The organism is uncultured Novosphingobium sp., assembly GCF_964277725.1.
In the GTDB taxonomy this organism is placed as follows: domain Bacteria; phylum Pseudomonadota; class Alphaproteobacteria; order Sphingomonadales; family Sphingomonadaceae; genus Novosphingobium; species Novosphingobium fluoreni.
Genome location: NZ_CAXYKL010000187.1, coordinates 1 through 4,401 on the forward strand (window position 1 = coordinate 1; position 4,401 = coordinate 4,401).

Here is a 4,401-nt window from a genome sequence, read left to right on the forward strand (position 1 = left end):
CGCAATTCCATCTCGTAGCGATCGGACGCCAGCGTTTCGCGCGTGCCGTCTCCGGCGATCTGCTCCACACTGACGATCGCTTGCACCGGGCGGGTCGCCAGCACTTGCCAGCAGGCGTGGGAGGGCAGCACTTCCTCGCAGCCCTGCTCCAGCGGCATCAGGCCGGTGAACGCCTCGCAAGCATCCATCGCGGTGGCGAGCAGCAGGGCCAGCGGGGTGTCGTCTGCGGAAAGAGTGATGCCCAGCCACTGTTTCAGTTCGGCCAGTGCCGCGGGCGGCGGCGCGGCAGGGGTGAGGATGATGCGGTTCATGATACCTCCGAGGGCAAGACCCTTCCCTCGCCGCCACCGCCTGCGCGGGAACGACCAGGGAAGAGGGGAAGGCGCTGAAATCAGGCGGTGATCTTCAGCAGCTTGATCGCATCGCTATCCAGCACTTGGCCGCCGATCCGCTTGGTGGCGTAGAAGTGGACGAAGGGCTTGTTGGTGAAGGGATCGCGCAGGATGCTCGTGGCGCTACGCTCGGCGATCAGGTAGCCGGCGCGGAAGTTGCCGAAGGCGATGGGGAAGGAGTTGGCCGCGATATCGGGCATGTCCTCCGCCTCGACCACCGGGTAGCCCAGCAAGCGGTCCGGCTGCCCTTCGACCAGGCCGGGTTGCCACACGAAAGCGCCGTCGCTGGTCTTCAGCTTGCGCACTTCGGCCAGCGTCGCCGCGTTCATCACCCAGCTGGCGCCCTGGCGGTGCCCGGACTTGAGCGAATGGACCAGGTCGATCAGCTTCTCTTCCGGCTCCGCGCCCAGGCTGGTGGCGTTGCCGCTGCCCAGGAACTGCAGCGTGCCGAAAGCGCGCGCGAAATCATCGGCGGCGCTGGGCGTGCCGGACAGGAAGCCGCGCGGGCGGTTGGTGCCGTTGCCGGTCACGAAGGCCGCGCCTTCGGCCCGCGCGAACTCCGCCGCGATCTCGTCCGCCAGCCAGGTTTCGAGATCGAAGGCGACATCGTCCAGCATCGCCTGGCTCGCCGCCGGGTTGGCGTAGAGTTCGCCCGAGGGCGGGGCGATCTCGGCGAAGCTGGGCGTGGCGGTTTCGGGGCGCGTGGCGGTTTCGCTGACCCAGCCGGACGCAGTGCCGCCGGTGGTGATGAGCTTGCGATAGCCCGCGCTGCCGGTCTGCACGATCTGCGCGATCGAGCGGATCGGGCTGACGTCCTTGAGGCGGGTGGCGATTAGGGCGTCGATCTCACGCGGGACGGCATAGCCGCCATCGCTGGCCACCGCACCGGAGAGCGATTTCACCTCCGTCTCGCGGCCCTGGCGTAAATAGCCGTCGACGAAGCTCTTCACTTCGATGGTCTGGCCCGCGCCGCCGATCACCGGGCGGGACGCGGCGCGGCTGACGCGATCGAGGCGGGACTTCACATCGTCCACATCGCTGCGCAGCGCCTCGACCGCAGCATCGGTGGCGTCCTGGCGGGCGACGATATCGAACGAGGCATCAAGGATCTGGGTATCTTCCATGGGGCATTGGCCTTTCGTGGTGAAGCAGTGATGAGATCCGGGCAGGGGGCCGTCTCTCAGGAGAGCGGCATGACGAGATGCACTCGCGCGCCGTGTTGCAGCGGGGAGCTGACGAGGCTGACTTCCAGAAGGTCCACCGCCAGCAGATCGCGTCCGCTGGCCGAGTGCGAAGCCGCGCGGGTGGCGTAGCCGAAGCTCAGCCCCGTCACCGCGCGCCGCAGGAGAGCCCGGCCCGCGCCGCCGTCGGGATTGTCGACGCTGGCGATCACGCGCAGGCCGCGCGCATCCTCGGCGATATGCTCGACCCAGCCGATGCGCTGGTCGGCGCGGTGCTGCCAGAACAGCGGCAGCGGATCGCGGCGACCCGCCAGCGACTGCGCGAAGGCACCGGGCCGGATGGCATCGCGCCCGGCATCGCGCCGCCCGAACAGCGCGGCATATCCGGCGAAGCGCAGGCTCACTTCAACAGTTCCGTCGCGCCCAGCCGCACGGCCAGTCCCAGCAGCACCAGCGCGCAGAACCCGCGCACGATCCAGGCCAGCGCGGCGTTGCGGGCGCTCGCCTTGGCATCGCGCCAGGCGCGCAGCAGCTCGCGCAGTTCGGACAAGTCGCCCGAGGCACGCGCATCGTCCAGCCCGATCGAGGCCAGTGTGCGCTTGGCCCCCAGCTCGCTCGCCTCCTCGACGATGGCGCGCAGGGTGACCAGATCGACACCTTCGGAGCGGGCTTGCGAAAGCAGACCGGCTAGCATGTCATTGTTCATGAAATGTTCCCTTCATTCTTTGCCGGCAGGCCCAGCATCGCGCGCTTTTCCGCATCATCCAGGAAGTCGGCTGCGGTGACTTGCGCCCACAATCGCTCGCGATCCTCCGCCAGCGCGGGGACGCGATCGAGATCGATCGCCAGCAGCGGCTTGCCCGGTTCGGCGGGGAACCACGGGGCCAGCCCCTCCGCCAGCGCGCCCAGCAGCTTGGTGGCCAGTGGCAGCAGAGTGAGCCGCCACAGCGCGCGGTTGGCCTCGCGATAATTGGCGTATGTCGCATCGCCCGGCAGACCCAGGAGCATAGGGGGCACGCCGAAGGCCAGCGCGATGTCGCGCGCGGCGGCGGACTTCAGCGTGGCGAAGTCCATGTCCGCCGGGGTCATCGCCATGGCCTGCCACTTCAGCCCCCCTTCCAGCAGCAGCGGCCGCCCGGCGTTGGCCGCGCCGGCGAAGGTCCGGCTCAACTCGTCCCGCAAGCGGTCGAACTGCTCGCCCGTCAACGTCGCGCCATCGCCGCCATCGTAAACCAGCGCGCCGGAGGGGCGGGCGGAGTTTTCCAGAATCTGGCGGTTCCAGTCGGCGGCGGCATTGTGGATCACCACCGCTTGCTCTGCGGCCACCAGGCAACCCGCGCCGTGGTGATCGTCCGCCGGGTGGAAGTGGCGGATGTGGATCAGGTTCGGGCTGGCGTCCTCATCCTCCAACGCGATCGTCACCGGGCGGCCGCCGACGGTGTAGGTCCAGGCGGTGGGCCAGCCATCCGGCCCTGCGACCACGCTCATCCGCTCGGGCCGCAAGGCAAACAGCTCCACGGGAAAGCCGCGGGCATCCTTCAGCACCTGCACGAAGGCGTTGCCGTGCAGCAGGAGGTGCGAGGCGAGCGTTTCCAGCAGAGATTGCCCGGCGCTGGTATCGCTCACCAAGCAGGCCAAGCGCGGATCGGCGGGCAGCAGCGGCGCACCGGCGATCCCCTCTGCCACCAAGCGCACGGCGCGCTGGGCCACCGGGTTCTCCAGGTAGGCGCGACGCACGGCGGCGTTGTATTCGAACGGCGCGCGCGATGCGGTGCCGGTGGCGAAATGCCAGGGCGAGGCGGAGCCACGCGCCAGCGGCACGCGCTTTTCAGTGCCCTTGAAAGCGGTGACTAGCGACTGGATGATCGACATTTTACGCCTTCTCTCGGTTTGCTGGTGTGGCTCGGCGCGATGACGCGGCGGCAGGGGTAAAGCGGCGCATCACAGCGCCAGCCGCACGCTGGGCGCGCCGCGGGGTTGCAGCATCAATTCGGTCAGCGCCCAGACCAGCGCATCGGCGCGGTCGGGGGAGCGTCCCGGCCCTTCGTAGCCGCCGCCGGTGATGAGGCCGCACAACTGGTCTTCCAGTTCGGGGAAGATCCCCGCATGCCGCACGCGCCCGGCCTCGTAGAGCGCGGCGACGGGTTCGGCTCTGGCCACTTTGCCCCGGCTGGCGTGGACCAGCTTCACCGGCATCGGAATACCCGAGGCTCGAAGCACGGAGCCGACCATCTCGCCACCCTGGTTGGCTTCGGCGATCACGCGGTCGGCGTTCCACAAGTCCCTGGTGCGGGCCACCTTGCTTGCCCACCGTTCCGGGCTGGGCTTCACCAGTGAACCGTCATGCACGACCCGCGCCAGGCCATCGGCGCCGAGCCCGACGACGACGATGCCGCAGGCGTCGCCCCGGCCCGAGGCGGGCGGATCGACCCCGATCACCACCCGCGTCATGTTCGGCGGGCCGTCCTCGCGGCAGTCCTCCAGCATGGCGCGGGTCCACAGCGCCCCGGGCAGATCCTCCACCATCTCGCCGTCTAGCTCCTGACGACCCAGTAGCGATCGCCCGAAGCTGCGCCGCACATCGCGCACGAAGCGCAGCGGCAGGTTATGGGCATTGTCCTCGGTCCGCCCACGCGTGACGATGATCTCGCCTTCGGGCTCGGCCAGCAGGCGGCGCATCAGCGGAACCGCGCGCGGCGTGGTGGTGGCGACGATGCGGGGCTGCGTGCCCAGCCTCAGCCCCAGCATCAGGTTGTCCCACGCGGCGATGGCACGGCCGCCGGCATTGTCCCACTTCGCGATCTCGTCACACCAGGCGTGGCTGTGCT

The 4,401-nt window shown here is 69.2% G+C and carries 5 protein-coding genes and 1 pseudogene; all 6 read right to left on the reverse strand.

The window, feature by feature from the left end:
- Positions 1 to 311 (reverse strand): annotated as a pseudogene (locus ACHWRX_RS10340) (hypothetical protein); the annotation flags it as partial.
- Positions 312 to 391: 80 nt separating this feature from the next.
- Positions 392 to 1,516 carry a phage major capsid protein gene (locus ACHWRX_RS10345; protein ID WP_394659132.1) on the reverse strand — a complete coding sequence of 375 codons (1,125 nt, stop codon included), beginning with the start codon at positions 1,514 to 1,516 and terminating at the stop codon, positions 392 to 394.
- 56 nt (positions 1,517 to 1,572) lie between these two features.
- Positions 1,573 to 1,971 carry an HK97 family phage prohead protease gene (locus ACHWRX_RS10350; RefSeq protein WP_394659135.1) on the reverse strand — a complete coding sequence of 133 codons (399 nt, stop codon included), beginning with the start codon at positions 1,969 to 1,971 and terminating at the stop codon, positions 1,573 to 1,575.
- Positions 1,972 to 1,973: 2 nt separating this feature from the next.
- Entirely contained in the window at positions 1,974 to 2,279 is a 306-nt protein-coding gene (locus ACHWRX_RS10355; protein WP_288414255.1) for a DUF6127 family protein, read from the reverse strand.
- Complete coding sequence (locus ACHWRX_RS10360) at positions 2,276 to 3,445, reverse strand: phage portal protein (RefSeq protein ID WP_394659133.1); 1,170 nt, start codon at positions 3,443 to 3,445, stop codon at positions 2,276 to 2,278. Before ACHWRX_RS10360 ends, ACHWRX_RS10355 begins: the two co-directional genes overlap by 4 nt.
- Before the next feature lie 69 nt (positions 3,446 to 3,514).
- A partial coding sequence (locus ACHWRX_RS10365) for an ATP-binding protein (protein ID WP_394659134.1) occupies positions 3,515 to 4,401 on the reverse strand: 887 nt, incomplete at its 5' end.